The following is a 25,752-nucleotide window of genomic DNA, read 5'->3' as shown; positions in this document are numbered from 1 at the left end:
CCGGGAACGTTTGCCCTGACAGGCAGGGCCCTGGCGTTCGGTTGGCGGTCCTGCAGAGGTATGGCGTTCGGCATGGCCTTGGGTGATGTGATATACCTGGTTTTTGCATGTTTAGGCCTGGCGATAGTCGCTGAACGATATGAAGCAGTTTTTATGGTTATCAAATATACAGGGGCTGTTTACCTTGTATTTCTCGGTCTGAAATTATGGTTTTCTCCCCTGGACGACAGGCAACATGCGCCTCTTGAAAAAAGGGGAAAAAAGGTATGGACCGGTGTTCTGCAAGGGTTTCTTATCTCTTCATCCAACCCCAAGGTTATCCTTTTCTATATCGCGTTTCTTCCAACGTTTTTTGATCTGACAAGTCTCGATGGACAGGATGTTTTTTTTGCCTCTCTCTTGACCATGGCCGCGTTGATGAGTGGTCTCATCCTGGTGGCTTTCTGTGCCGGATCGGCTGGAAAACTGCTCAGGTCTCCTTCGTCAGTCAGGAGGATGAACCGTGGTGCCGGAACAATTATTGCTGGAGCAGGTATTTATCTGGCTCTCCATGACTGAGTTCTGTTCACCATGAATAAGTCTTTTCACCCAATACCCCTACATAACAGACAAATGAAAAATCCTCACAGGTGGCTAATATGCTGCTCTTTTTCCTTTCCCTGTTCTAGAAGGAAAATAAAATTTTTCAAGATGACCATAAGCTGAGGGCGATTCGGGAATTACCCGTAAACCAGTTCACCACCGGAATATCCAAGTCCGCCTGCACATGCAAGGCAGAGAATATAAATCAGAAAAATTGTTTTTGGTGATTTGCCTTTTCTTTTAAAAATAATGGAGGTTCCCAGGAGGACAATCAACGTTGCTCCCAGGATCATTTTGATTATGATAAATGTATTCCATTCTCCTTCCATAAACTGAAGCCAGTCCAGTAAGCCTGCTCCAATTACCGGAAAGACGCCAAGAAAAGCAAGAACGGAGCAATAAAAGGCTGTCAGGTTGAATTGGCTGTTTTTCCAGATCAGGCCGAGAAACGCGAAGGTGACCATTCCTATAATCATTCCCATGGGAACGTGGGTCAGCATGGGATGGAGTGGGTGCGTAAAACCAACTTTTGCGAGAAATCCATAAATGTTTTCAACCATAAGCTTCTCCAGTTCGTTGATATATTGGTTCTTTTTTGGCAGTTATATAGTGCAGATGAAACAAATGGCCATTTACTGGTAATAGTAATCATTATTTATGTAAATGCATTACTGCAATTGAAAATCTCACGATACGTGCAATCCTAGATCCTGAATCCCTCGGCGGATGAACCGTAGGGAGGCGAGTCAAATATAAGTCAGAAAACCAATATCAATACGGTAGGATTGGTTTTTATAGGTAAAAGAGCTGAGAAGGAGATCGACATCATTTTTCGACAGGACCTCAGTGGGAATAAATTTACCCACCAGTTTATATGGGTCAATCCGGGATGTTTCACAGTAGAGGACTTTTACTGCAGGCGTCAGTTTGAAGGTCTGTTCCGGGCTGCTGAGATCACTGTCAAGGAGGATTAACCTGTTTCCCTGTAATATTGCACGTTTTTTCAAAATAAGTGCTTCAATTTTGTCCTGAAAAAGAAAGAATCGTTTTTTCATTAACTATCTGTACCTGGTCACAGGATTAATAACTGTATTTTTCCGTGGACGAAAAGGAGTTTTCCAAATGTTGAAGGACCTGTTTTCTCGTGTTTGCAGTTTGATTGAGCATAAGAACGAACGGATTACTTTTCCAGCCATTTTTAAAATATCCCGCATAGCAAAAAACATCAGTGAGAGTACCACTTTTTAAGTAAATATGCTCATTTTCATTGAGAAGTTTACGATAGGGATAAAAGCGTTTGAGTACCTGCAACATTGCAGCAGGAGTGATTCTGTTTTTTCTGGAAAGGCCGGATCCTTCAACTATATTGAAACTGCCCGGTGGCAGGTTCAGACTGTTTCGGGCATAGTGTTGAACAAGCCGGCTGGCTTTCAGCCAGTTGGCCGGATAGCCATAGACCGAGGCACCACTTGTAAGAAAAAGTTGGTTTGCTGTGAAATTATTGGAAAATTTCAGGCAGGATCGTACAATATCAGTTAACTTTCTTGAGGAGAAGTGAGTATATAATATCTTATCACTGCTTATGTCTGGAAATTTTCCGGCATGGATCGTATTGTTGATCTGAACCCCCGATTTTCTGAGCTGGGCGATGAAAAGTTCGCCGGCGTATTGGAGTGAGGGTGAAATTTTACATTTGTCTGCAAAGGCATCAATATTGATACGATGAAATCCGGCAGGGAGATTACCTTGCAGATTTCGCATAATCGGCAGATCGGGCGTCTGCTGTTCTCCACTGGTGACAGAACCGGCTGCGGAGATAAAAACCGGTAGACTGTTAAAGTTAACGGCCAGGGCAGAATTCGGAGCATCATAAGGGTTGTCGGAACCTTCGCTGCCGTCAGCAGGTCTTGCCAGGTTGAAAGCGCTGTCATCGAGGATTAACGCGGAGACTTTTTTAAGGCCAAGGTCGACAAGTCTTGTGCAGATTATTTTAATTTCTTCCGATATGAGAAATGGGTCTCCTCCTCCCTTGATAAAAAGGACTCTGTTTTTGTCCAGAAAGAAGTATGTTTTGAAACGGTAATTATCCCCAAGGGTTTCCAGGGCGACGAGCGAAGTGAGGATTTTCAGGGTCGAGGCAGGGATAAAGAGGTCGTTTTCCCTGAACCCGGAAATATTTTTGCCATTGACGAAACCATATCCTCCATTCCGGATGAGATTTTTAACCCATGGAGGGTGACCATAGGCCAGTGAACAGCTTCCAGGAAGAAAAACCAGGAGAAACAGCAACCTTCCTGTTCCAAACCGGGAAAACACCTGAGATATCCAGAGATTAGTTTTAATGGTTCATTGGCCTCCAACCGGTTTTGAGAATTACCGTTTCCATTGCCCGTTCCCTGTCAATCCCAATAATATGAGTTAGAATTTCAATGGGTTTAATTCCAGGTCTGGAGGCAATTGTAACCATTTCCAGTTCGATGGTGTCAGGGGTTGTGCACTGGAGCTTGCTTATCATTGGGCGGACATCTAGGGAGGTTGTTTTTCCCTTTCTGCTCCTTTGTATGGAAAAGGAGTGACTCTCTGAAAAACCGGTTATTCTTGTTTTTTCTTCGTCACTCAGGGGATTTTGTAAGATCATCGTGTAGGATGTCAGAATTTTCTGCGCTATTTTTCCGGGATGTTTTTCCATGGCTGTCACTTCGATGCCCGGAGGAAGTTTGTCATTGAGTTTTTTAATAACGGTTTTTCTGTCTGCCAGGGGCGCGACAAGATCCATAATGAAGAATTCAGCAAGACTTTCAGTACCCACAGCCAGTGCAGGGCCAAAGGAAATTTTGGGTGAGGGATTGAACCCTTTGCTGTAATGGGTTTTGATATCAGCCCGTCGAAGGGCTCTGAAAATGACTTGAAGTATTTCCAGGTGGCCGAGAAAACAGATTTCCCCTCTTTTGGAGTAGTGGACAATATACCGGTAGTGGTTGGCATTCTCCATGTTGTCCTGACCGGCAGATATTGGCAGGGCGGATTCCCGCGTTTTTTTTGACCTGTTGTGGACAATCGGCAGAAGAGTTTTGAAATCACAAAGGCCACATTTCTGGCAGCTGTGATATCTGCAGTCAGGTGTATATGATTCAGAAAGCGCTTTTTTATGTTCGTTTTTAAGAAAATCAAGGTCGACTCCGGAATGCAGGTGCTGCCAGGGAAGAACTTCGTCCATTGATCGGTGACGCAGGTAATCTTCCAGCTCTATCTGACATTTTTGTGCCGCTTTCCGCCAGATTTTAAGTTGGAAATGTTCTGTCCAGCCGTCGAGTCTGGCTCCGTTATTCCAGGCAGTTACGATAAGGCGGGCCAATCGTCTGTCACCTCGGGAAAAAACACCTTCGAGAAAACTGAGGTCGGGGTTGTGATATTTGAGATTGACCCCCTTGAGCCTGAGGTTGTTTTTCAATCTTTTCAATATGGAGTAGCTTTCCTCCACAGCCAGCTGTCTTTCCCACTGGAACGGGGTGTGGGGTTTTGGAACAAAGGTACCGACACTCACATTAATCTGTTTTTTCCCTTTGGCTGTACCACGGTCCCGCTCCAGCTTGGCCTTTTTCACGAGTTCCACAATCTCTTCATGATCTTTTTCCGTTTCCGTCGGCAGGCCAATCATGAAATAGAGTTTGATGAGTTTCCAGCCCAGTCCAAAGGCTTCCCGGCAGGTAGAAAGAAGATCTTCCTCGCTTATACCTTTATTGATAACCCGGCGCAATCGCTCACTCCCAGCTTCAGGGGCCAGTGTAAAACCTGTTTTCCTGACCCGTTTGATCTGGTCCATGATAGTCGGGGTGAGAGTGCCCACACGCAAGGAGGGCATTGAGACAGAGGTAAAACTGTCAGTGAACCTGTTCATCAGTTCCGGCAATGCCTGTTCCAGACAGGAGTAATCTCCTGTTGAAAGGGACAGGAGTGCAAGTTCCTCAAAGCCTGAGTCTTCAATACCCGCAATGGCAAGTTCCTTGATCTGCTGTGGTGTACGTTCCCGAACCGGTCTGTAGATGATTCCAGCCTGACAGAAGCGGCAACCCCGGGTACATCCGCGAGCAACTTCGATGCCCAGTCTGTCATGGACGATCCTGGCGTTGGGAACTATCGGGTGCTTGAGATGGTCAATATGATCAAGATTAGGAATAATCCGGCGGGAAATATATGGTTGTGAACCGTGCAGATGTTTGATTTCCACGGTATGCCCGGCTTTGTTGTATACCGGTTTGAAATGAGAGGGAATATAGACTCCTTCAATTTCCCCCAGTCGTTCCAGCAGTTTTTTTCGGTTTCTTTTATTGCGTGGAGTATTGCCGATGATTTCAGCAATTTCGAGAACAGCTTCCTCTCCGTCACCCAGCAGGATAGCATCAAAGAAGTCGGCCACTGGCTCAGGGTTCAGGGCTCCCGCTCCACCTGCGAGAATAACAGGGTGGTCGTCGTCTCTTTCGACGGAGAAAAATGGTAATCCTGCGAGATCCAGGACAGTCAGGATATTGGTGTAGCAGAGTTCATAGGGCAGGGTAAAACCGATGATGTCAAATTCGATCAGCGGACGACCGGATTCAAGGGTGGTGACAGTCTCATTTTTTTCCCTGATAAGCTTTTCCACATCGGTGTCCGGGCAGTAACATCGCTCAGCCAGAAACTTGTCATTACCGTTGAGTATGTGGTAAAGTATCTGTAATCCCTGGTGAGACATTCCAATTTCATATAAATCCGGAAAAATTAGAGCACAGCGGGTCATAACCGCATTCCACGGCTTTATGCTGGAATTATATTCATGTCCCAGGTAACGACCGGGTCTGGAAATATGGGGAAGTATTTTCTTATTAATCATTGATAAAATCCGTTAAATCGTGCGGTAAAATTTCCCGTGCGCCTTTATCTCGAACAAAAATTCTCATTTCTGGACAGACACTAATTTAAGGACAAGATGGTTAAGAAAATCCCATTCTGACCTTGGCCAAGGGTGTCTGCAGCGAGAACGACCGCAGTCAAGCCCCCAGGGACGGGTTTATGGCGTCCCTCGGACGAGTTCGGAACGGGACTCATCGCTTAAGTAAACGACAATTGGTTCAGAGGTAATAAAATTACTGAGTTGTTACCTCTTTGATCAATTACATCGTGCGTAATCAGGTTTCTTTCCGGCCAGCTCCTTCATTTACTGGAATTTGGTTGACTTTTCAAGCCGGGATGATGTAATCAAAAAGATTAAAAGTAACTATTACAGGGTTAATAACTCTATGTTTTTATTACCTCTGAACTGAAATTGTCTCCACGTACCGCAGATTATTACAGGGTTTTTTATTCGCTACAGCCTGCCTGTGCGGACAAAAGAGGCCGTGATGGGGTACCTGTGAGAAATTACTTCTATTGAAAAGAATGCGTATAAAGACGTTATAATATAAAAAAGGATTCTCTTATGAAGTATTTTCCCATTCTTCTGCCTCTTTTTGTCTGTATGTATTTTTTTTCAACTCTATCCTGCAATGCGGGAGAAAGTGATACTGTCACCCTTGAATCCATAACCTACAATCCTGTATCCAATAACAAAGAAACTGTTGTCTTTAAACTGGATGACACCATAAAAGTAAAAATTTTTCAGTTATATGGTGACAACCCGAGAATTGTAATAGATTTCCCAAATGGCATCTACAGGGGGAAAAATGTTATTCCAGTGGAAAGCGGTATTTTTGCCAGTGCAATACGTATTGGGGCCCATACCGAACCGATCCGAAAGACCCGGGTTGTTATTGATCTCACTAAAAAGAATAAGATCCGGTACGAAAAATTCTTTTCCGAAGAGGACAAGACATTGACAGTTACCCTGCTCGGGGAAGAAAGGCAAACAGTAGGTCCCCTGCCTGCTGTTGTCAAAAAAAAGGTTAAAAAATCGGAAAGGCCGGTGCCTCCGGTATTTGCTGATAAACCGGTATTGCCGGACCGGAAGGTCAGGCCGTCTATGCCCTCGGATGATAAAACCAATAAAAATCTGAATGCGACAGAAAAACCTTCAGTGGCTGCGATTTCAGGTAGTAATTCCGGCACTGCCCCGGAAATTGGAAAAGATATTGGGGAAAGTAAAGCCAGGTTGCTGGAAATATCTTTTGATGATTCTTCTAACAAGGGCGAGATGGTGATTTTTCGTCTCAATGATTTTTATCCTCCATCTGTATCAGCGGTAGAAAAGGAAACACCAAGAGTGATTTGTGATTTCATGGATATGGAGTTGGGGCCGGATGTGAACAGGACTATTTCGGCCAAGGGGAAATATGTTGAGAAAATAACCACAAGTGATCCGGCGGCGGGGACAGACAGGATTCAGGTTGTTTTAGATCTGGCCCCGGACAGGGACTATGACTTGCAGCAGGTGTTCTTTAAAAATGACAATCTTTTTGTTCTCATAGTCAATGAACTGCCTGCGGAAGTGGTCGTTGACGGGGGTACAAATAAAGAAAAAGCTGCTATGGAATGATCTGGCGGACATAGTCCGCCGGTGCCTTGAGATGAAAGTCTTCTTCGGTCAAACCGTCGGCAATGGCAATATTGCTCAGTTTCAAGTCAATTGCTGTTGAATAGTCCAATCCGGTTATACCGATTGTCTGCGGTTGGTGGCAGTCTCCGATTGTTTTCCAGTCCCCATAGGTAATTTCGCCGACTATTTTACCGCGATTGTTTTCCAGAATACGTGAAAGAAGAAGAGTCTTTTCAGGATCAACCAGGAGATGGGTCAGTCCTCCTGCCACTGTATGATCTGCCTTTTTTCTTCGGATCGTAATCCACAGACCTCTTTTTTCAGTGTCATTTCTCAGGTCGATAATATCTCCCCCGGTAAGGTGTACTGTCCCCCGTAACCATTCATCCCACGTACCCTGAGTCAGTATTGGCGGAATATTGTGCAGCATGCCGTAGGAGTAGGTGTTGCCTTTGATATATCTTCTTTCAAAAGTATTGATCAGCTGAAATCTTCTCTCAATAACTGCAAAGGCCAGCAGTGTCTGGCCAAAGGGATTGGTGACGATAAATTTGAGGGAAGATGGATAATAAAGCTGGAAATAGCCCGATATCAATTTTTTATCAAAGAGATTTTTATAAAGTATGGAAATATCCCCATCAATGGCCTGTTCACAGGATCTGCTTTTTTGATCGAGTGATTTAAGGAGCTGGGTGGCTTTCAGATTTTGCTCATCTTCGATGGGGGTTGTCCACGGGTGATGGGCGCATCCCGAAAGCAGAAGGAGGAAAAGACAGAATAAAGCAGATGTTTTTGTTTTTCTATGACTACTCACGGTTTTCAAGTACCCTGATTTTCTGTTTAACCTGGTCTCGTTTTTTTTCATCCTTGAACATCTCATAAGCTTTCTTCCAGGTTTTCACAGCCATTTCAGTCTGTTTCAGGGAGTTGTAAATGTCTCCCAGGTGGTCGAAAATGTGCGGGTCTGCCGGTTCCAGTTCCAGTGCTTTCAGTATTTCTTTCTTTGCTTTTTCTAAATTGCCCAGACGGTAATGAACCCAGCCCAGGCTATCGAGAATATACCCGTTGCCAGGTTTTAACTGTGCCGCTTTTTCGATATATTTCAAGGCTTCTTTCAGGTGCATATTGCTGTCTGCCCAGGTGTAGCCGATGAAATTCAAGGCTTCCGCATGATCCGGTTTCAACTCAATAACTTTCTGCATGGTGGTCATTGCCTGCTGGTGTTTACCGTTTTTTTCAAGCAGCAGACCATATTCAAAAAAGAGCTGAGGATTTTCCGGATAAATATGAACGGCTTGAGCGAGCAGGGAGAGTGCTTTATTATTTTTTTTCTGTCCCTGGTAAAAAACAGAAAGCAGAGCATAAAAAAGCGGGCTGCGGCTTTTGGACGAAGAGATATGTTTTTCAAGCAGATTTATCGCATCGCCAGGTTTTTTCAGTTTTCTCAGGATGCGGGTCTGCAGGTAAACTGCTTCTTCAAAAATGACACTTGAGGGTACTATCGATTGCAGGTGATGCAGGGCCAGACTGAAATTATTATTCTGGAAATAAATCATTGCCAGCAGGTAATGCGGCTCCTGTTTTTCCGTTTTGTTGACGAGGTCCAGAAGAAGGGATTCTGCAGCCTGGAAATCTTTTTTTCGCAGAAGAATCTTGGCAGCGATGATATCAATCCGTGTTTTGTCCCTGCTTCGCTTACGTATCTCCTTTAATTCCTTAAGAGCCTTGTCGTTGCTTCCCATATCGAGAAGAACCTGAATGCGACTGAGCGATGCTCTTTCATCGTCAGGGTCATTTCTGCTGGCGGAAGAGTATATTCTCAGGGCGTTGTCATACTGGTTCTGTTCTGCGTAAAACTGACCAATTTCAAAGGCCAGTTCCCTGGACCAGTTGAGAGCCAGTGCTTTTTCATATTCTTTACCGGCTTCCTCGATTTTACCTTCCCTTTTCAGGGTACGGGCCAGGTAAAAATGGGCAAAATAGTGTTCATCATTTTTTTTCAGCAGAAGTCGCAGTTTTTCCTCTGCAATACTGTATTCCTTTTTATAACTGTAAAGAAAGGCGAGACGGAACTGGACATCCTCATTGTCAGGTTCCATTTCCAGAACCGCGTTGTAGAGCTGAATGGCCCGGTCAGCCTTGTTTTGTCTGGCATAGAGATTGGCCAGAAAGAGTTTGAGTTGTATGGCGAGGGGGTTTTGTCTGATTTCTCTTTCAAGCCAGTCAATGGCCTTGTCGGTTTCACCCATCTTCAGGAGAAGAACGGGGAGTTTGCGTTGGACATAGTCGGCTTTCTGGTCGCAGATGAGGGCCTTCTGATACGCTTCCAGAGCTTCCCTGTAATGCTCATTGCTTTCCGCGTGGGATCCCCACAGGAAGTAGAAGTAGGAGCAGGAAAGATCGGTGTTATCCTCTTCAGGCTGCTGCAAGGTAGTTGAGCGCGGGAAGGTACAGCCACCAAGGAGGATGCAGAGTAGAAGAATAAGTGTTGAGTAGATACAGCTCATAATTTATCCTGGAAGCCAGGTGATCTGGAAAGCAGGGTGTATACATGGTTGATAACCCGACTGTGCACCTCTTCTATTGAACCGTCAGCGTCAATAATTTGTATATACGGTCTGTTGAGGCTTGCAAATATTCCGGCGGTTTTCTGCAGATTTTCCAACTGTTCAAAATCGTTTGGAGCTTCTTTTCTTCCAGAGATAATTCTCTCGATTCCCTTTTCAACAGGGAGCTGAAAAAGCAGTGCCAGGTCGGGGTCAGGGGCGAAACTGTTCCGTTCAAGTACTTCTTCAGGGTCAAAACCAAGAACCCCCTGGTAGGCTGCGGTGGAAAGAAAATACCTGTCACAGAGAATTATTTTGCCACTTTCGAGTGCCGGCAGAATGAGCTCGTGCACATGTTCGCGCCGATCGGCAAGAAAGAGTTCCAGCTCCTCTTCCCTGGAGGATTCCGTGCGGTTTCGATAGAGTTTTCTGATCAGCTCGCCGTACTGTCCGTTCGTTGGTTCCCTTGTGGCAATAACAGAGAGATTCTTCTTTCGCAGAGCAGTGTGGAGCAGTTGCAGTTGGGTCGATTTGCCTGTGCCGTCTGTTCCTTCAAAGACGATGAGCAATCCTTTTTCTGTTTTCAGCTTATTTGAAAATCCTGCCATGAGTGTGTGGACCATTTTTTTCGGTTGGAACTGATTTCAGAGGCTAATTGTACAGCTTCCATGAGGCTGTCGCAACGGGCAATACCTTTTCCTGCAATATCATAGGCAGTTCCATGGTCAACCGAGGTACGGACAATACTGAGGCCGAGGGTTACGTTTACGCCGTCATGGAAATGAAGAAGTTTGAACGGTATGAGTCCCTGATCATGATACATGCAGATGATTGTATCATAATTGCCATGTTCGGCCGCGGTAAAAAAAATCGTATCAGGAGGAAAAGGCCCGTTAACGTCAATACCTTCTTCCTTTGCCTGCAGGATAGCAGGATGAATCAACAGATCTTCTTCATCTCCGAAAAGTCTGTTTTCTCCACTATGGGGGTTGAGTCCGGCAACAGCAATACGGGGGGAAGTAATGCCGAAATCCTTCTTTAATGACTGGCTGGTCAGGCGAATAAGCTTTAGAACAGCATGAATTGAAAGGAGAACCGGCACTTCTTTAAGGGCACAATGAATGGTAACCAGGGTGACCCGCAGTTTTTTCCCCGCCATCATCATAGCATATTGGGGTGATCCGGTAAGATCTGCAAGCATTTCAGTATGACCGGGCCAGGTGTATCCGGCGTTTTGCAGAGCGTCTTTGGAGATGGGGCAGGTGCAGATTGCGTCAAGTTGAGAATTTTGAACAAGTTCAACACCTTTTTTGATATAGGAAACCATAGCCTTCGCAGTGCTTTGTGTAGGCCTGCCCCATTCAAGAGTGTCAGATGGAAGCTTTGAAAGTGCCAGTACGGGGATGGCATGTTCGGGGATATCAAGACTTGGCTGCCATAAGACCGGTCGCAGTTTGCTGTCAAGTTCGTTACAGCATTTCTGCAGAATTCCAGGATCACCGAGGACAACCGGCCTGAACCGGGAATCGGGTCTGCGTTGTTCAAAGTATCGTACAATAATTTCCGGTCCGATTCCCGCGGGACAGCCCATTGTTATACCAATGATGTTCATGACATTTATAACGTGTATCCATTCAAGGGATTAATAATACCGTGTTTTTACACCTGTTTCAAAGTGAAACCTGTCCCGTTTTTTGTGTATTTAGTCACCGGTGTTCAGGTTTTTCACGGTCTCTTTTGTTCGCTATAGCCTACTTATACGGACAAAAGAGATCGTGAAAAGCTGGGGTGCCGGTGAGCAATGACATGGACCTGTTAATCAGGCATATTTCCAATCCGGCTGAGTTTCATGAGTAATCAGAATTCATTATAATCAATACACCTGAAAAAATCAGGCTGTATCGCAGTCGAGTACACACAAATCCCAGATCAACAGAGGTCGAAAGCGTTGACAATCAGCTCTATTTCAGGAGTGGAGTTCTTTGTCATATTAACCGCAATGACATCAAACCTGGCTGCTGTATCATGAAGTCGTTTTTCCGAGAGATAACATTGGGCGACCCGGCTGATCTGCCGCTGTTTTCTGTCTGTAACCGCTTCCAGCGGGTCGCCATGGGAGTGACCAGTTCTTGTTTTCACTTCAATGAAAACAAGGTAATCATCCTTACGGGCGATTATATCTATTTCGCCAAATTTTCTGCGGTAGTTTTTTTCAAGAACAGTATATCCATTCTTTTCAAGAAATCGGGAAGCCTCTTTTTCCCCGGCCCGGCCGGTTATGATTCTTCTATCAGTCATGGCGGTGAACACCTTTGAAGGAAAAACGGTGGGCAGGACAGGGTCCATGAGCCAGAAGTGCCTTTCTGTGTTCCCTGGTGGGATACCCTTTGTTTTTTTTGAAATTGTAGAGAGGATAGCTATTGTGCAGTTTTTCCATCAGATTGTCCCGATGAATTTTGGCGACAATTGAGGCAGCGGCAATGGAGGCGCTTTTGGATTCACCCTTGACATAACAGTCCTGGGGAATATTGATCGGAACGGGAAATTTTCCGTCAATCAGGAGATAATCTGGTGTTGAGCCGGATGTATCGAGGGCAAGCACTGCCCGTTTCATGGCCAGGAGTGAAGCTTGGAGAATATTAATCCTGTCAATGGTTTTTTCGCTGACAAGACCAAGTCCGACACGGGCGTCAATTTCAGAAAGAAGTTGATTCAACTCCTTTCGTCTTGCATGATTGATTTTTTTTGAGTCTTGAAAAAGAGAATGATCGCAATCAGGTGGGAGTATGACACAAGCTGCGACTACGGGGCCGGCCAGGGGACCCCGACCTACTTCATCGCATCCACCAACAGCAACCAGTCCCCGTGAATAGAGTAGTCTTTCGATGCGGAAGTTGTCGTCACCGAAAGGAGAGGGAGGAAGGAAACCGTCTGTCATACTGGTGAGAAAAAGTCTGTCTCCACAGCAGAACGACTGTGGAGACAGACAGGGAGTTGATTCAGCGGGTATAACCACGCTCCCGGATTCTGGCCGCCTTTCCTTTGAGTCCACGGAGGTAGTACAGTCTGGATCGGCGAACACGACCTCTGGATACGACCTCAATTTTTTCAATACGTGGGTTGTGAACAGCAAAGGTTTTTTCGACACCTACTCCATGGGAGATTTTCCTGACGGTATAGGACGCATCCATGGAACCGCGTTTGCGTTTGATTACAACTCCCTGGAAAATCTGGACCCTTTCCTTGTTGCCCTCAATAATGCGGATATGTACTTTTACTGTGTCTCCAGGGCGAAACTCGGGGATATCCTGCCGCATCTGTTCCTGATTTATTTTTTCGATTATTGTGCTCATAATGTCTTTTTTCGGTTGAAGTGTAAGGGTTTGCTTTTGACCTGTATCCTGCACTCCAGAAAATGAAGAGTCTGTGCCATTGAGACTCCAAAGCCTGGGAAACTTGCCAATTGCAGGATTCAGGTTTAACTATTTATTTTGCTCTCATTCTGCTCCAAGTAATCTGTCGATTACAATTGATGCGGCTGACCTCACCGAAAGATGATTGTAATCGGCAGCACCGGCAATTGGTGGTAAAACATGATCAGCCAGTTGTAAAAGTTCCGGTGCCAGGCCATGGGCGGTCCCAAACAGTAAAATGACCGGGTATTTTTTGTTGATTTCCTGTCTCACCTCACTGTACGAAACAGGACAATTCTGTTCTCTGGCACTGGTACAGACCAGAAGCGGTTTCCGGTTAAACCGTTTCCGGATACTTTCCTGCACTGTTTCCAGGTTATCAGCCACCCTGACAATATGCAAAGCTTCTTTTCTTGCAGGGTTATATCGACCACCATGTCCTGTAAGCCAGTGGTCAAGCATTTCCCTGATCAGGTTCTGCTGGTCAGGAAAGGGGGTTACAATATAATATCGGCTGACTCCATATGTCCTTGCCACCCGTGCTATATCATGAAGATCAAGATTAGTCACGGCTGAACCGATAATATCACCTTTTTTATTCAGTACAGGATGGTGAATAAGAGCAATATGCAGACTTGTTTCACCCCTGTACACTGGTTTTTCCCTGTTGCAGTGTCCTGACCTTTTCGTAAAGATCGTATTTCTTTAGAATTTTCAATTCATTCCTGCTGAATTTTTTCCCCCTGATCAATTCAGCGCGTCGTTCCACAGTTCTTTTGACTGATTCGGCAAACCGAAATTCGCTGATTTGACTATGATCACCTGAGAGTAAAACTTCAGGGACTTCCATTTCCATGAAAACACGAGGCCTGGTGTATTGCGGATGTTTCAACAGTCCATTGCTGAAGGTATCATTTTCAGCAGAATCAGAACAACCAAGTACACCAGGCAGGAGCCGGGTTATAGAGTCAACCAGAACCATGGCAGCCAGCTCACCTCCAGTGAGAATATAATCCCCCAGGGATATTTCCCTGTCCACAAATCGTTCCCTGAATCTTTCGTCTACTCCTTCGTAGCGCCCACAGATGAGAACAAGTGATGTCTCAAGGGATAATTCCCCTGCGATCACCTGGTCATATGTTTCCCCCTGAGGACTTAACAGAATAACTTTCGCCAAGGGGTCTTTTTTTTTCACCTGCTCGACAGCCAAAGCAAGAGGCTCAGCTTTCATCACCATCCCTTCTCCACCACCGTAGGGTCGATCGTCAGTTGTATGATGTCGATCGAAGGTGAAATCCCTGAGATTCCTGAATGTTACCTTAATAAGTTCTTTTTCCAACGCCCTTCTGACTATTCCTTCCCTCAAGGGGGAAGAAAGAAGATCCGGAAAAATTGTAAGTATCTCGAATCTCATTAAAAAGGCCGGCCACTGATTCTGTTAAACTTGTTCGATTGAAAGTTTATGACTGTATCTCAACGTGTTATCAAAAAAACAAGCAGGAAATCGTTACGGATTCAGGTAAAGATCAAGAAGGCCGGGAGGAGGATCAATGGTGAGCTCCTCTCTGCTTTCAGTAATAATATTATCTCTGGTTATCGGTACTAAAATCTCATTTTCACCGTTCTGGATCACCAGAATGTCCTGTTTTCCATTGGAAAAGATACTTGTGACGGTACCTACGAAAAAACCTTGCCGGTCATTCACTTTTTTTCCAATGATTTCATGCCAGTAAAATTCATCTTCCTTAAGTGGGGGAAGTTCATTTCTGGCCAGAAGCACACCCATACCTTCCAGATACTCGGCCCTGGTACGATCAGTAATGGATTCCAGATGAACAATCGCCATTTTGCCCTTGTTGCGAGTGGAAATGACTGAAAGGGCAGGGGACATTTTTCCTTTTTTGTCAACAAGAATCAGCTTTCTGTATGCCCGGAGGTTCTCGGGTTGACCCGAAAAGGGGATCATTTTGAATTCTCCCCGCATACCATGAGCTTTTACAACTTTTCCAAGGAGTATGAACTCCTGTGAGGGAAAAGGAAATTCCTGTGTCATCTGAAAATCCGTTTACTCGATAATCTCCAGCCTTGACCGTTTATCAAATCTGGCAGCTGTGGCAGAAAGGAGGGAGCGCATTGCTCTGGCTGTCCTGCCCTGTTTCCCGATGACCTTGCCAAGATCTTCGGGAGCAACTGTCAGTTCAATAGTTACCGAGTCATCTTCTTCGATAAGGTTCACTTTGACCTCTTCTGGCCTATCGACAAGCGACCTGGCAATACACCCGATTAATTCCTGCATATTACTGCTCGGCAGCTACTGCTTTTTTAATAAGGCTCTTAACCGTTGTTGTGGGCAATGCTCCACGGCCAAGCCATTCCTGCAGTTTTTCTTCATTGATTTTAATTTCTGCTGGTTCCTGAAGTGGATCGTATGTTCCTAAGATGTCAAGAAACTTTCCGTCCCGTTTGGCTTCGCTGTCTGCAACGATAATACGATAAAAGGGTTTTTTCTTTTTGCCAAGTCGTGTGAGTCGAATACGAACTGCCATTGAGGTTACTCCTCGGTTGTTATACACTTACTTAAATATGAAAATCATTGTTTCAACGTGGTGTCCAAACTGTATTTCAGATTTTCATGCTTCGTTTACGCCCTGTTCTACCTCAATGTCGTTAATTTAAGAAATGAGTCACATTTTGTCCTTATGTTAACGACATCGTGTTTTACCTGGGAATTATCTTCTTTTCATGCCTTTAGGCAATTTTCTTCGTTTGCGACCGGAAAAAGCTCCCGGTTTGCCCCGAATTTTTTTCATCATTTTGAGCATCTGAGAATAGCTTTTCAGTACTCTGTTTACATCAGCAACTGCCGTTCCGGACCCTGCAGCGATACGTTTTCTTCTGCTGGTGTTGATGATTTTATGGTTCTTTCTCTCCTGAAGTGTCATGGAACGAATGATTGCTTCAGTTTTGATGAGCTCTCTTTCGTCAGGTTTTGGTGCATCTTTTAACTGTTTCAGTTTATTAATACCCGGCACCATGTCGAGAATCTGTTCGAGTGACCCCATTTTCTTGATCTGCTGAATCTGGTCAAGAAAATCTTCAAGAGTAAACTGGTTCTTTTTCAGTTTTTTGGCCAGACGGTCTGCTTCTTTTTTGTCTACAACCGCCTCCGCCTTCTCAATGAGGGTGAGAACGTCGCCCATACCAAGAATACGGGAAGCAATTCTGTCCGGATGAAAAATCTCCAGAGCATCCAACCCTTCACCGACCCCGACAAACTTGATCGGTTTTCCGGTAACATGCTTAATGGAAAGTGCGGCACCACCCCGGGCATCACCCTCCATCTTTGTGAGCACCACACCGGTAATCTCAAGATCCTGATTGAATTTGTCCGCAACAGTAACCGCATCCTGGCCGGTCATGGCATCGGCCACAAAAAGAATCTCGGTGAGAGGAACAGCTGTCTGGATTTCTTTCAATTCCCCCATCAGCTCCTCATCCACATGGAGCCTGCCCGCAGTATCTATGATAAGAGTGTCATAGCCATGTGCCGCAGCTTCAGTTACTGCATGCCTGCAGATATCAACCGGTTTAACGTCCTGAGTTGAAGGATATACAGGTATATCCAGCCGATCTCCCAGGACCTGCAACTGCTCAATGGCGGCAGGGCGATAGATGTCTGCAGGAACAAGAAAAGGTTTTCTTCCCTTGCCTTTCAGCATGGATGCGAGTTTTCCGGAAGTAGTAGTTTTACCTGAGCCCTGCAGGCCGGCCATCATAATAATGACAGGTTGTCTGCCGTCAAGACGGATCTGTTCGGCCGAGCCTCCGAGAAGAGTAACCAGTTCTTCATGAACAATTTTAATTATCTGCTGTCCCGGACTGAGGCTTTTGGAAACTTCCCGGCCTATCGCCTTTTCCGTTACAGTTGTGACGAAATCTCTGGCGACCTTGAAGTTAACATCAGCTTCCAGGAGGGCAACGCGCACCTCACGCATTGCGTCCTTGATGTTTTCTTCCGTGAGTTTGCCATGCCCTCTGAGTTTTTTGAAAACTCTCTCGAGCCTGTCTGTTAGATTTTCAAACATAATTTATACAGCAAATTGTTTTTGTGAGATCATTGTAACTGCTCAGGTGCTTCAGCTTTTCGTCTGTTGTCCGGAGAAACGAAATTTTTTATCTAATGGTCATCCAGAAATGGTCTTTTTACCCGATCTCTGTGTTGACGGAAAAATTTATCTTTGGAATATCAGTTATATGTCTGTGGTATTTTTTTTTATGCTCCTTGATCCCGACAAAAAATATCCGTTCTGGACGGACAATATCTCTTCATATATTTCTATCTGCCGACGGAGCCACAGTGAATCCTTTAAATTTTGAACCCAAAAAAGAAGAAAAATACTTTGTATTGACAGCTATGTCAAGCAGGGAACTTCAAGATAGTCGTTAAATTTTATAAAAGTCGGCAGTTCGGTGCGGTGTTGTTTTGTAACGTAATGTAATTGTAACCTAATTTTCGTATTTTTGCGTTTACTCGGAAATAGTTTCCTCTCAATCCTGAAACTGTGACAGTTGAATTCTGTTGAATCGTGATATTATTCAGTTTTTCAGATCCTCTCCCGAATCATTGGCAAATGTGGTTGTATCACAAAGAGCGTATAACTCGTTAGTGGAGCTTTTGACTGGAATTCTGCTGGTGTTTTATGCCTATCACTGTAAAGCAGCTTTTGTGATTTTGGATTATTGGATAATAATTACATGTAAAATTAAATTCATTGTAATTCCGCTAAAAATTCCGGATTCATGGAATACCCTGGGTCCTGTCATGTTGATTGAGCGTTCGCTCAGCGTTCCTTAACGTAAAGGTCCATCCTACTGTGTGTGCATTTACGGCCATAATTGCATGTAATAAAGGTAGTCTAAAAAATAGCTTTTGAATCAACGTGCGAAAAAAAGCCGAGAATACAGTTAGTTAAACTAAACAATTCGTAGGTGAAAAATTAAACCTGAGAATGATAATTAAAGGCTCGAAAATGAATGACGAATGTCCGTTCACTCTGTTTTTTGACTTGAGTGTTGTTTAAATATTTGATAAATAAAACTGATATGTCGACTTCAGTTCCAAAATGGTATTCAGTATTTCAAATTTTACTGTTCAGTACGGATAGTTTTTTCTTGCACGGCCCATTTAACCAAAGCGAAAAGGAGGGAATTGCATAAGACAGCAGCGAAGAATGAATTGGCAATTTATTGTGCGCTCAAATAATCACCTGTTTTGTTACGAAGGACTTGAGGAACTAAGGGCGTCTTGAAAATTAGAATTTTCGTTCGAGGTCAAGCTTGGGAAATTTAAAAGCGCAGTATATTAAATATATATGAGCACTTTTTCATTTTACTGAAACGCAGAAATCGCGCGAAAAAGCAATTTTCAAGGTGGTCTTAAGATTGGGCTGATGCGGGAGCAGGTGTTTGATCATGTCATTATTTTTTATCCTAAAAGGAGATACAGATGTCACAACAGAATCAATCAGTTCCGGCGCAAGCATGGGTAACTGTTTTTGCCGGTATGTCAATAAACCTCTGTTTGGGTATTCTTTACGCCTGGAGTATATGGAAATCAGCTCTCGTGAATGTGGATAAGGCAGGTGAGATCATGACCGGTATGAATGCCGGTTGGGCCTATCTGAATAATGCTCAGGCGGCTACACCGTTTTCAATCTGTGTTATTATCTTTGCTCTTCTGATGATTCCCGGTGGACGTATTCAGGATAAACTGGGCCCGAAATTCGGTGCGACACTTGGTGGCCTGACTCTGGCCGTTGGATGCATAGTTGCCGGTCTCATGAAAAGCTATACCGGAATTATTCTTGGTTTTGGTGTTCTGGGTGGAATCGGAATGGGAATTGGTTACGCTGCCCCCACTCCTGCGGCACTGAAATGGTTTGGCCCCCACAAGCGTGGTCTGATTGCCGGTATCGTTGTTGGTGGGTATGGTGGTGCCGCGCTCTATATTGGCGGGCTTGGACAGTATCTCATAAATAAATACGGTATTACCGGAAGTTTTATCGGTCTTGGTGTTTTCTTTGCGGTTGTGGTGGTTATAGCGGGGCAGTTGCTGAAGACCCCACCGGAGGGTTATAAGCCTCCGTCACTGGAGGGGAGTAATGTAGCTACGGCGGGATCGACAATAACAAACTGGGATCCTTCTGAAGTTGTCAAAACATGGCAGTTTTATGCACTCGTGGTTATGTTCATTCTGAGCACCCAGTCCGGTCTGCTGATCATAGGAAACGCTAAAGGATTGATGGTTGCAGCGGCTAAAAACATGCCATTTTTTGCTGCGAATGCCTGGATTCTTGTATCCTTCGGCGGCCTGGTTAACGCCTCCGGTCGTGTCGGAACAGGGTTTTACTCGGACAAGATCGGTCGGGTCAATGCGTACTGCCTGAACTGCGGAGTTTCCGCCCTCTGTCTCTTCTCTCTGCCTTATATTATCCAGTCCCAGAGCGTTGCACTGCTGTTCCTGGCGGTTGGTATCGCTTACTGGCAATATGGTGGTGGACTGGCGCTCATGCCTTCTTTTACTGCTGATTTCTTTGGTCCCAAAAATCTTGGTATGAACTACGGCCTCGTCTTTATCGGATGGGGACTTGGAGTTTTTGTTACCAGGTTGGCAGGTACCATTGAGGACGTAACCGGCAGTCTCAATTATGCATTCTATCTCTCCGGTGCGCTGCTTGTTGCTGGTGTTGTTCTGGCCCAGATGACCAGGCGACCGATGCATAGCACGGAAGAGGCTCCAGGGGAGGAGGTTACAGCTTGAATCCGGAGAAGGTATCCGGTTTTTTGAGAATGGGTTTGCTGTAATGGACTCTAATTTATAAAGCCATGTATAAGGAGTTATATTCATGAGTGAAAAGAATGTTGTTGAAACTTCAGAAGCTGAAATTGCGGTACACTGGCAGGAGGAAGATTATTATCTGCCATCTCCGACCTTTATTGGGCAGGCTAACCTGACTGATGAATCCATTTATGATAGATTCAGTCTCGATAATTTTCCGGACTATTATACCGAGTTTGCAGAGCTTCTCACCTGGTATAAGTATTGGGACGAGGTTCTTGATACAAGTGATGCTCCGTGTTGGAAGTGGTTTAAGGGTGGAAAGCTGAATGCAAGCTATAACTGCATAGACAGACATCTGAAGGACAACAAGAATAAAACAGCCATCCATTTTGTTCCCGAGCTTGAAGAAGAAAGGGTTCAGCATGTAACTTATCAGGAGCTTTATGTCCGGGTCAATGAATTTGCTGCACTTCTTCGTGACACGGCCGGCCTGAAAAGAGGTGACAGGGTGACGATTCATATGCCCATGTCTGCGGAACTGCCCATAACGATGCTTGCCTGTGCGAGACTTGGGGTTATTCATTCGGTTGTTTTTGGTGGTTTTTCCGCCAGTGCCTGTGCGGATCGTATCGTCGACTCAAATAGTCGTGTGCTGATCACAATGGATGCCTATTATCGTGCCGGTAATCTGCTGAACCATAAAGCTGTTGATGATGAGGCCTGTGAATTGGCCGCGGCCGATGGGCAGAAGGTCGATCAGTTGTTGATCTGGCAGCGCTATCCTGGAAAGATGTCAACGGAATCTCCTCTTGTGGAGGGACGTGATATCGTAGTGAATGATGAATTGAAAAAGTATTATGGTGCCCGGGTGGAACCGGAGCAGATGTTGTCTGAAGATCCGCTTTTCCTGATGTATACCAGCGGTACAACCGGAAAACCCAAGGGATGTCAGCACAGTACAGGCGGGTATCTCTCTTATGTAACCGCTATGTCAAAATATATTCAGGATATACATCCTGAAGATGTGTACTGGTGTATGGCTGATATCGGCTGGATTACCGGACATTCATTTATTGTTTATGGACCGCTTGCACTCTGTGCTTCTTCCGTAATTTATGAAGGTGTTCCCACTTATCCGGATGCCGGTAGATCCTGGCGTATAGCCCAGGATCTTGATGTGAATATCTTCCATACCGCGCCGACAGCTATTAGGGCGCTGAGAAAGATCGGTCCCGATGAGCCGGCCAAGTATGATTATAATTTCAAGCATATGACCACTGTTGGCGAGCCCATAGAGCCAGAGGTCTGGAAGTGGTACGAGCGTGAAGTCGGAAAAGGAAAAGCAGTTATCGTTGATACCTACTGGCAGACAGAGACCGGCGGATTCCTCTGCAGCACGGTGCCAGGAATACAGGGCATGAAGCCGGGAAGTGCAGGTCCCGGTGTTCCCGGTATCCATCCGATCATTTTCGATGAAAACGGAGAAGTTCTGCCAAGCGGTTCCGGAAAGGCCGGTAATATCTGTATTCAGAACCCGTGGCCGGGTTGTTTTATGACTATCTGGGGTGACCGGGATCGTTTTGTTGATACTTATTTCAGTATGTATAACAAGGATCCGAACAGCAAGGACTGGCGTGACTGGCCATATCTGACTGGTGATGCGGCTGTTGAAGCACCGGATGGCTATTTCAGAATTCTCGGGCGTATTGATGATGTTATCAACGTTTCCGGTCATCGTCTGGGAACAAAAGAGATTGAATCAGCAGCACTTACTGTGGAGGAAGTGGCTGAAGCCGCGGTAGTTCCTGTCAATCATGAGATCAAAGGCAAGGAGCCTGAGCTGTATGTATCCCTCAAACCGGGTTATGAAGCATCTCCTGAGCTGCAGCAGAAAATTGCTGACGCAATAACATTCCAGATTGGAAAAATTGCAAAATGTAAACATGTCTGGATTGTTCCAGATATGCCGAAGACCCGATCCGGTAAGATCATGAGAAGGGTTCTTGGTGCTATCTCCAACAAAGGTGACGTTGGTAATGTTATGACTCTTGCCAATCCTGAAATTGTAGAAGAAATTCAGAATATGGTTGGTGAATAAACCTGTTCCCCGGATTTCCCGAATGGTCTGATGCCGGTGGGAGATTCGGATTGGAAGTTGTATCTTTAGTAGTCCACTCTCCAAAGAAGGGGGTCCTGTTGTGGGATCCCCTTCTTTTTGTTTTTCAGATGCTATGGGCGTAACAGTAGATATTTCAGGAAAAAAAGAGTAAAAGGAAAAACATTGCGAACTGATAATCAGCAGCAGATCGTTTTGTCGTTGCTGGTGTCTGTCCAGAAATGAGGATTTTTGTTCGAGATCAAGATGCACTGGAAAATTTACCGCAGGCATATATCAAAAATCACATTTTGCTGGTTAAAAAAATGAACTGACATTTTTCAAGCAAATTTCCTGTTAATTGAAGATTTCCAGTGATTTTTGATCGAACGTCAGCCTGATAAAGCAGGTACATCTCAAATCCGGCTGAGTTTCATGGCTGATCAGTTTTAATTTTGTTGTACTCAAGGGTATAAGTGGCCGGGTCTTCGGGTTTCGCCAAGATTTTGGGACAATTATGGAAAATGATTTTTATCTGCCGTATCTTCTTGATTATTCAAATCTGACAGCAGAACATGCAGTGATTTTTGTAATTGCTGTTATGGCGGCGATTATTGTCAATGCAGAAGGGCAGGCTTTTGTAGCTGCCTTTCTCGGAGATTCCCGTCCTGATGTGAAAGACAGGTTTCATTTTAATGTTTTTCTTCACATGTCCATTTTCGGTACCCTTTGTTTCCTTGTCGCAGGATTCGGATGGGTTAAGGAGATAGGGATAAACCCTGGAAAATTCAAGAATCATCCACGATTGTCGCTTGTGGTCAGCAGGCTGGCTGGTCCTTTTGCCAATATCCTTCTGGCAAATATAGCGGCCAGTCTTTCGTGGATACTCGGAAACTTCGGATTTGTGGATAAGGTGTTTTCCTCAATGGTTGCAGTGAATATAACAATGGCGGTTTATGGTTTGCTGCCGATACCTCCCCTTCCGGGTGCGTCGTTTCTTTTTGCTTTTTTTCCTGATAATCCTGTTTTTGGCAGATTGAAATACTGGCTTTGTAAAACAGGGCCTTTCCTGCTCATCGGTGGGTTTGGCCTGATCAGGTTCAGCGGGTGGGACGGGATCAGTTCTCTTATCAATCCCGTCGTTGTTTCCCTTATAAAATTCACCCTTGATTTTTAAATCAGTACGCGTTGTAATCTGGGAGCTACCTGGTCGTTTGTCTGCTGACTTTCTATGCCAGCTCGTTAAATTTACAACTCAGAATCAAATCTCCGTCCTCGTACTTCGTTTTAACCTTGTATGGCAGGGTTTTGAATAGCGAAATCATAGCCTTGTTACTTGGGAAAGTGTATGCCATCAGTCCGGATACTCCGTTTGCCCTGGCGGCGGCGGCAAGTTTTTTCAGGAATATTTTACCCAGACCCATACCCTGAAACTCTTTGGATACTGAAAAGGCCACCTCGGTCATGTTGATATCTTTGAGTTTCATACTTTCGGCTACGGCAACAACCTTGCTGAAGCCAAATTCTCCCACAACCGCCACAAGGGTCAGGTCGTTGATATAATCTACATTGGAGCGTGATTCCATTTCCGGCCGGCCAAAAATTGTTTTCTGGCAGAAGAAACGCGAAAGAACATCCTCTTTGGGCAGGCTGTAATAATGTTCCTGGATTCTTCTTTCATCAACAGGTTTGGCCGGGCGGATGGTGATTTTTTCTCCATTGATGGTGATTGTGCTTTCAAGTTGAACAGGATACACGGCTCTGGCTGCTTCGCCGAGATTTCTCTCCGGTCCGATATAGCCGAGTTCTTTAGCCTTTTCAAATAATTCCTCACGGAACTGGGGGTGGGCAATGGTGATCATTGCCACCACTCTTTCCTGGATTGATTTGCCGAACAGGTTGACTGCACCGTATTCAGTTACCACATAGTGAACATCCCCCCTGGGAACAACCACAATAGTATCAACTATATGTGGAACGATATTGGATTCCAGGCCGTTTTCTGTTTCAGATGCGGAAAAAAGCATCAGAATTGATCTGCCACCATTTGATCTTCTGGCGCCACGGACGAAGTCGGGAATTCCCGACACGCCCGCAAATCTCGTAGACGCAGCAGCTTCCGCAACAACCTGACCGGTGAGATCCATGGTTCTGGCCACATTCATCGATACCATTCTATAGTGACGGGATATGATGAAGGGATCATTGACGTAATCCGAAGGGTGAAAGTCAATTGCCGGGTTGTCGTTTAGAAACTCATAGAGATCGGCGCTGCCGATCGCCATGGAAGCCACCATTTTTCCTTCGTTAAATCCTTTTTTGCGATTATTTATGTTTCCTCGTGCGTAAAGGGACATAATGTCATCAGTGAGGAACTGGGAGTGCACGCCAAGGTCGTTTTTATCAGAAAGCCCCTGCAAAGTGGCCTGTGAGGCGGCGTCAAGCCCTATCTGCAGGGTTGAGCCGTCCTCAATCAGTTTTGCGATATGGTGGCCAATGCGCTGGGCGGGTTCGGACGGTTCCTTGGAGGGTGGAACGGACAGGAGTTCCTCTTCATATTCCACGATAAGATTCACATCGTTGACATGGATAAAACTCTGTCCCATTACCCTGGGCATTTTGGGGTTTACCTGGGCTATTACGAATTCCGCTGACCTGGCGGCTGCCAGGGTTACATCAACTGAAATGCCGAGACTCATCCAACCGAAGTCATCCGGTGGAGAAACCTGGATCAGGGCAACATTCAGGGGGAGTTTCCGGGTTGTAAAAAGGGCGGGGACGTCTGACATGTTCATTGGTGTAACAAAGCGCTGCTGTCTGGCTATTGATTCTGACTTGGTGGACCCTAGGTATATTGAGCGAATATTCAAGCTGGTATCCCTGGTTTTGTCTGCAATGGCAGTAAGCGATACTGTTTCCCGGCCCAGAAGTCTGACTATTTCCAGTCCGCTGAAGTGATTGGCTCTTTCTGTCAGGGTCTGCACAAGAATCTGTGGTTCTCCGCAGCCTGATCCTATAAAAACCCGCTGGCCTGAGCGAATTTTTTCGATAGCTTTCAAGGGCGTGGTCTTTTTTTCAATGTACGTATCAGCCCAGTAATCGGAGTTCGGCATTGTGGTTCCTTTAAAGTGATATGGAAAAATAATATATCCCGGGATATCCCAGGGTTGTGAATTTTGCGCTGTTTTTTTGTGATTACTCCCAGGGGCAACAGCTCAATGATTTTACCAGCTCTGAACTGTTTGCTCGCCTGTCACAGATTTTTACAGGTACTTTTGTTTACTGGAGCATGTTTATGCGGGCAAAAGAGACCGTGAAAATCCGGAGTGTCTGTGAACAATTACATGAATTGTTGAATTCATGTCATAGTATAATCAGGACTGGTGCATTCTCAATCAGTTTTTATTGTAACAACCGAAGAACCAGAAATGATCATGTTGTTGAAAATTACACTGCCACCTGAATTTTGTATTTGACAATTTCGGAGCCTGCGCTTCCTGTTGGAGACGCGAAGGGCAATGGCACAGAAGAGAGCCCAGCTTTTCCCGGCATAACCCCTGTGGGGAAGCACTTACAAAAAATATCAGTGTTGTGAGGTGAGTAATTTTGCCTTTGAATATTGGTATGCTTTCGAGCTGGATAATGCTGTGTGTAACAATGTTCTTTTTAGCATGTGCACAAATAAAATTAAAAATTTAAAAATAACATTAAAACAGTTAATTAAGCATATTATTTGTTGAAAACGATAGCTTTTTTACTGTGTTTAT

General features: G+C 45.0%; 23 protein-coding genes. 5 read left to right on the top strand and 18 right to left on the bottom strand.

What is annotated here, in order from left to right; genetic code table 11:
• On the top strand, positions 1-558 hold a 558-nt coding region (locus ACXLDX_RS06695), incomplete at its 5' end, for a LysE family translocator (protein ID WP_457576416.1).
• A 161-nt stretch (positions 559-719) separates the two neighbouring features.
• On the opposite strand, the gene ACXLDX_RS06690 is transcribed toward ACXLDX_RS06695, so the two are convergent.
• From ACXLDX_RS06690 to ACXLDX_RS06675, 4 genes are all read right to left on the bottom strand, one after another.
• Entirely contained in the window at positions 720-1,142 is a 423-nt protein-coding gene (locus ACXLDX_RS06690; protein ID WP_457576415.1) for a DUF2231 domain-containing protein, read from the bottom strand.
• Between the two features lie 186 nt (positions 1,143-1,328).
• On the bottom strand, positions 1,329-1,637 hold the full coding sequence (locus ACXLDX_RS06685; protein WP_457576414.1) for a hypothetical protein: 309 nt from the start codon (positions 1,635-1,637) through the stop codon (positions 1,329-1,331).
• A 25-nt stretch (positions 1,638-1,662) separates the two neighbouring features.
• A complete protein-coding gene (locus tag ACXLDX_RS06680) occupies positions 1,663-2,898 on the bottom strand; it encodes a D-alanyl-D-alanine carboxypeptidase/D-alanyl-D-alanine-endopeptidase (protein WP_457576413.1) in 1,236 nt (411 codons plus the stop codon).
• Positions 2,899-2,920: 22 nt separating this feature from the next.
• The gene (locus ACXLDX_RS06675; protein WP_457576412.1) at positions 2,921-5,452 is read right to left on the bottom strand and encodes a TIGR03960 family B12-binding radical SAM protein; all 2,532 of its coding nucleotides are present in this window, start codon (positions 5,450-5,452) and stop codon (positions 2,921-2,923) included.
• A gap of 585 nt (positions 5,453-6,037) precedes the next feature.
• Between ACXLDX_RS06675 and ACXLDX_RS06670 the strand changes: the two genes are divergently transcribed.
• Positions 6,038-7,090, top strand: a complete 1,053-nt coding sequence (locus ACXLDX_RS06670; protein WP_457576411.1) for an AMIN domain-containing protein — start codon at positions 6,038-6,040, stop codon at positions 7,088-7,090.
• Here ACXLDX_RS06670 and ACXLDX_RS06665 read toward each other — a convergent pair.
• From ACXLDX_RS06665 to ffh, 13 genes are all read right to left on the bottom strand, one after another.
• Positions 7,080-7,904, bottom strand: a complete 825-nt coding sequence (locus ACXLDX_RS06665; protein WP_457576410.1) for a hypothetical protein — start codon at positions 7,902-7,904, stop codon at positions 7,080-7,082. The two genes, ACXLDX_RS06670 and ACXLDX_RS06665, sit on opposite strands and share 11 nt — an antisense overlap.
• On the bottom strand, positions 7,897-9,597 hold the full coding sequence (locus ACXLDX_RS06660) for a tetratricopeptide repeat protein (RefSeq protein WP_457576409.1): 1,701 nt from the start codon (positions 9,595-9,597) through the stop codon (positions 7,897-7,899). Before ACXLDX_RS06660 ends, ACXLDX_RS06665 begins: the two co-directional genes overlap by 8 nt.
• Positions 9,594-10,244 carry a dTMP kinase gene (gene tmk / locus ACXLDX_RS06655; protein ID WP_457576408.1) on the bottom strand — a complete coding sequence of 217 codons (651 nt, stop codon included), beginning with the start codon at positions 10,242-10,244 and terminating at the stop codon, positions 9,594-9,596. The genes ACXLDX_RS06660 and tmk overlap by 4 nt, the downstream gene beginning before the upstream one ends.
• Positions 10,220-11,248, bottom strand: a complete 1,029-nt coding sequence (pdxA, locus tag ACXLDX_RS06650) for a 4-hydroxythreonine-4-phosphate dehydrogenase PdxA (protein ID WP_457576407.1) — start codon at positions 11,246-11,248, stop codon at positions 10,220-10,222. Before pdxA ends, tmk begins: the two co-directional genes overlap by 25 nt.
• A gap of 317 nt (positions 11,249-11,565) precedes the next feature.
• Positions 11,566-11,934, bottom strand: a complete 369-nt coding sequence (locus tag ACXLDX_RS06645) for a YraN family protein (RefSeq protein ID WP_457576406.1) — start codon at positions 11,932-11,934, stop codon at positions 11,566-11,568.
• Complete coding sequence (gene rnhB / locus ACXLDX_RS06640; protein ID WP_457576405.1) at positions 11,927-12,652, bottom strand: ribonuclease HII; 726 nt, start codon at positions 12,650-12,652, stop codon at positions 11,927-11,929. The genes ACXLDX_RS06645 and rnhB overlap by 8 nt, the downstream gene beginning before the upstream one ends.
• On the bottom strand, positions 12,636-12,989 hold the full coding sequence (gene rplS / locus ACXLDX_RS06635) for a 50S ribosomal protein L19 (protein ID WP_457576404.1): 354 nt from the start codon (positions 12,987-12,989) through the stop codon (positions 12,636-12,638). Before rplS ends, rnhB begins: the two co-directional genes overlap by 17 nt.
• Positions 12,990-13,133: 144 nt before the next feature.
• A complete protein-coding gene (locus ACXLDX_RS06630; RefSeq protein WP_457576403.1) occupies positions 13,134-13,703 on the bottom strand; it encodes an RNA methyltransferase in 570 nt (189 codons plus the stop codon).
• The gene (trmD, locus tag ACXLDX_RS06625; RefSeq protein ID WP_457576402.1) at positions 13,690-14,463 is read right to left on the bottom strand and encodes a tRNA (guanosine(37)-N1)-methyltransferase TrmD; all 774 of its coding nucleotides are present in this window, start codon (positions 14,461-14,463) and stop codon (positions 13,690-13,692) included. The genes ACXLDX_RS06630 and trmD overlap by 14 nt, the downstream gene beginning before the upstream one ends.
• Positions 14,464-14,556: 93 nt before the next feature.
• Positions 14,557-15,102 carry a ribosome maturation factor RimM gene (gene rimM / locus ACXLDX_RS06620; RefSeq protein ID WP_457576401.1) on the bottom strand — a complete coding sequence of 182 codons (546 nt, stop codon included), beginning with the start codon at positions 15,100-15,102 and terminating at the stop codon, positions 14,557-14,559.
• A 12-nt stretch (positions 15,103-15,114) separates the two neighbouring features.
• On the bottom strand, positions 15,115-15,345 hold the full coding sequence (locus ACXLDX_RS06615; RefSeq protein ID WP_457576400.1) for a KH domain-containing protein: 231 nt from the start codon (positions 15,343-15,345) through the stop codon (positions 15,115-15,117).
• A gap of 1 nt (position 15,346) precedes the next feature.
• Positions 15,347-15,595 (bottom strand): 30S ribosomal protein S16, encoded by a 249-nt coding sequence (rpsP, locus tag ACXLDX_RS06610; protein ID WP_457576399.1) that lies wholly within the window; start codon positions 15,593-15,595, stop codon positions 15,347-15,349.
• Between the two features lie 183 nt (positions 15,596-15,778).
• Positions 15,779-17,134, bottom strand: a complete 1,356-nt coding sequence (gene ffh, locus ACXLDX_RS06605) for a signal recognition particle protein (RefSeq protein ID WP_457576398.1) — start codon at positions 17,132-17,134, stop codon at positions 15,779-15,781.
• A gap of 1,421 nt (positions 17,135-18,555) precedes the next feature.
• Here ffh and ACXLDX_RS06600 point away from each other — a divergent pair.
• From ACXLDX_RS06600 to ACXLDX_RS06590, 3 genes are all read left to right on the top strand, one after another.
• Positions 18,556-19,869, top strand: coding sequence for an L-lactate MFS transporter (locus tag ACXLDX_RS06600; RefSeq protein WP_457576397.1), 1,314 nt, complete (start codon positions 18,556-18,558; stop codon positions 19,867-19,869).
• An 85-nt stretch (positions 19,870-19,954) separates the two neighbouring features.
• Positions 19,955-21,988 (top strand): acetate--CoA ligase, encoded by a 2,034-nt coding sequence (acs, locus tag ACXLDX_RS06595; RefSeq protein ID WP_457576396.1) that lies wholly within the window; start codon positions 19,955-19,957, stop codon positions 21,986-21,988.
• A 514-nt stretch (positions 21,989-22,502) separates the two neighbouring features.
• Complete coding sequence (locus ACXLDX_RS06590; protein WP_457576395.1) at positions 22,503-23,162, top strand: site-2 protease family protein; 660 nt, start codon at positions 22,503-22,505, stop codon at positions 23,160-23,162.
• 52 nt (positions 23,163-23,214) lie between these two features.
• Here ACXLDX_RS06590 and ACXLDX_RS06585 read toward each other — a convergent pair whose 3' ends face one another.
• The gene (locus tag ACXLDX_RS06585) at positions 23,215-25,098 is read right to left on the bottom strand and encodes a GNAT family N-acetyltransferase (RefSeq protein WP_457576394.1); all 1,884 of its coding nucleotides are present in this window, start codon (positions 25,096-25,098) and stop codon (positions 23,215-23,217) included.
• Between the last annotated feature and the right edge of the window lie 654 nt (positions 25,099-25,752).

Source organism: Desulfomarina sp., assembly GCF_054039375.1.
This window is presented reverse-complemented; position numbering and strand designations above follow the sequence as displayed.

Bases quoted from the DNA above. Each gene is read 5' to 3' on its own strand.
- ACXLDX_RS06690 (WP_457576415.1), bottom strand. From the start codon at position 1,142: ATGGTTGAAAACATTTATGGATTTCTCGCAAAAGTTGGTTTTACGCAC.
- ACXLDX_RS06685 (WP_457576414.1), bottom strand. From the start codon at position 1,637: ATGAAAAAACGATTCTTTCTTTTTCAGGACAAAATTGAAGCACTTATT.
- ACXLDX_RS06675 (WP_457576412.1), bottom strand. From the start codon at position 5,452: ATGATTAATAAGAAAATACTTCCCCATATTTCCAGACCCGGTCGTTAC.
- ACXLDX_RS06670 (WP_457576411.1), top strand. From the start codon at position 6,038: ATGAAGTATTTTCCCATTCTTCTGCCTCTTTTTGTCTGTATGTATTTT.
- ACXLDX_RS06660 (WP_457576409.1), bottom strand. From the start codon at position 9,597: ATGAGCTGTATCTACTCAACACTTATTCTTCTACTCTGCATCCTCCTT.
- tmk (WP_457576408.1), bottom strand. From the start codon at position 10,244: ATGGCAGGATTTTCAAATAAGCTGAAAACAGAAAAAGGATTGCTCATC.
- pdxA (WP_457576407.1), bottom strand. From the start codon at position 11,248: ATGAACATCATTGGTATAACAATGGGCTGTCCCGCGGGAATCGGACCG.
- ACXLDX_RS06645 (WP_457576406.1), bottom strand. From the start codon at position 11,934: ATGACTGATAGAAGAATCATAACCGGCCGGGCCGGGGAAAAAGAGGCT.
- rplS (WP_457576404.1), bottom strand. From the start codon at position 12,989: ATGAGCACAATAATCGAAAAAATAAATCAGGAACAGATGCGGCAGGAT.
- trmD (WP_457576402.1), bottom strand. From the start codon at position 14,463: ATGAGATTCGAGATACTTACAATTTTTCCGGATCTTCTTTCTTCCCCC.
- rimM (WP_457576401.1), bottom strand. From the start codon at position 15,102: ATGACACAGGAATTTCCTTTTCCCTCACAGGAGTTCATACTCCTTGGA.
- ACXLDX_RS06615 (WP_457576400.1), bottom strand. From the start codon at position 15,345: ATGCAGGAATTAATCGGGTGTATTGCCAGGTCGCTTGTCGATAGGCCA.
- rpsP (WP_457576399.1), bottom strand. From the start codon at position 15,595: ATGGCAGTTCGTATTCGACTCACACGACTTGGCAAAAAGAAAAAACCC.
- ffh (WP_457576398.1), bottom strand. From the start codon at position 17,134: ATGTTTGAAAATCTAACAGACAGGCTCGAGAGAGTTTTCAAAAAACTC.
- ACXLDX_RS06600 (WP_457576397.1), top strand. From the start codon at position 18,556: ATGTCACAACAGAATCAATCAGTTCCGGCGCAAGCATGGGTAACTGTT.
- acs (WP_457576396.1), top strand. From the start codon at position 19,955: ATGAGTGAAAAGAATGTTGTTGAAACTTCAGAAGCTGAAATTGCGGTA.
- ACXLDX_RS06590 (WP_457576395.1), top strand. From the start codon at position 22,503: ATGGAAAATGATTTTTATCTGCCGTATCTTCTTGATTATTCAAATCTG.
- ACXLDX_RS06585 (WP_457576394.1), bottom strand. From the start codon at position 25,098: ATGCCGAACTCCGATTACTGGGCTGATACGTACATTGAAAAAAAGACC.